Here is a 1,299-nt window from a genome sequence, read left to right as displayed (position 1 = left end):
ATGTCGCTCGACGGCGGTTGTCGGGTCGGCATGTTCACCCAGCAGATGTCGGCGACGATCCAGCACAAGGGCCGCGAGGGCTACAAGGGCAGCTTCATGGGCGGTGCCGCCGGTTCCGGCCTCGACATTATCGGCGGCAACGTGGTCAGCCCCAACAAGGTCGTCTTCACCATCAACCGCAATCAGTTGCGCGGCGTGATGCAGGCTCTTGTCCCCAACGACAATTCGATGACGGTGACGGTTGCGGTGCGCGTCGACCAGCAATTGGTGCCGGTCATCGGCATGAAGCTGAAGCGCGTCGATACGGTCGAAGTCGGCTCCATCGCGCCGAACTGAGCGCTTATCTGCGCGTCCGACAGGACGTGCGGCGCCGCGCTATAAAAAAAGCGGCAGCCACGGCCACCGCTTCTTTCGCAAAACTCAAATCGATTCTCAGGCCTTGATGGCGGCGGTCAGCTCGTCATAGGCCTTGCAGGCCTCGTCCGCCGTCGTAGCGCCCTGATACTTGGCCGTGACCGCCTGAACCTTGGCGGTGAGATCGGCCGCCTTGGCCGGATCCTTGGTGATCGCCTCCTGAAGGGCTGCAGTCATGTCCTGAGCTTTCTTGGTCAGCATTTCAGTCGTGCAGTCCGGTGCGTTCTAGCAGGCCGATCCGGCAAATGCCGCGATGCCAATGGCAACAAGCAAAAAATCTTCATGTCAGTCGTCTCCCTCAAAAAAAAGGCGCGGATTTGATCGTCGTCCGCCCTTCACGGCCAAAGCCGCGCGTCCTTAGCGCCCGATTGCTGCAACACGCAGCGCAGCGGGTGCATAAAGCTGTGGAGCGCGGCTGCAACACTGCTGCACCAGTTTCCGGAATTCGGACTGTTCGATTTCAGCCGAAGCCCCTATCTTGGCTGCTCGATGCCGCAGCACATGCAGCGGTTTCTAGAGAGAACGGAACGGCAGGCATGGCAGCAGAAGCAGCGGGCAGCGATCTGATCCACGTGGTGGCGCTGCTCGCCGCAGGTGTTGTCGCCGTACCGATCTTCAAGCGCGTGGGGCTTGGTTCCATCCTCGGCTATCTGGCGGCCGGCGTGGTCATCGGCCCGTTCGGCATCGGCATCTTTTCCGAATCGGAAGCGATTCTTCACGTCGCCGAGCTCGGCGTCGTCATGTTCCTGTTCATCATCGGGCTGGAGATGCAACCGTCGCGGCTGTGGGGCCTCAGGCGAGAGATCTTTGGCCTTGGGGCATTGCAGGTCGGCGTATGCGCGCTGTTGCTGACCGGCGTCGGACTGGCGGGGGGGTTTCCGATCT

2 protein-coding genes and 1 pseudogene are annotated in these 1,299 nt (G+C 61.4%); 2 read left to right on the top strand and 1 reads right to left on the bottom strand.

Features of this window, described 5'->3' with window-relative positions; genetic code table 11:
- Positions 1–336 (top strand): annotated as a pseudogene (locus EOA86_RS34975) (hypothetical protein); the annotation flags it as partial.
- 96 nt (positions 337–432) lie between these two features.
- Here EOA86_RS34975 and EOA86_RS34970 read toward each other — a convergent pair.
- Positions 433–615, bottom strand: coding sequence for a hypothetical protein (locus EOA86_RS34970; protein WP_245486229.1), 183 nt, complete (start codon positions 613–615; stop codon positions 433–435).
- A gap of 44 nt (positions 616–659) precedes the next feature.
- Between EOA86_RS34970 and EOA86_RS40970 the strand changes: the two genes are divergently transcribed.
- Positions 660–1,299 (top strand): cation:proton antiporter (locus tag EOA86_RS40970; RefSeq protein WP_245497481.1); only part of this gene is annotated, 640 nt, incomplete at its 3' end.

Origin of the sequence: Mesorhizobium sp. M5C.F.Ca.IN.020.32.2.1 (genome assembly GCF_004023105.1) — a bacterium.
Lineage (GTDB): Bacteria > Pseudomonadota > Alphaproteobacteria > Rhizobiales > Rhizobiaceae > Mesorhizobium > Mesorhizobium wenxiniae.
Note: the sequence above shows the minus strand (reverse complement) of the source record. Positions and strands in the feature narration are given on the sequence as shown.

What these genes read in the sequence shown, in the direction of transcription:
- EOA86_RS34970 (WP_245486229.1), bottom strand. Translation starts at nt 615, where the DNA reads ATGCTGACCAAGAAAGCTCAGGACATGACTGCAGCCCTTCAGGAGGCG.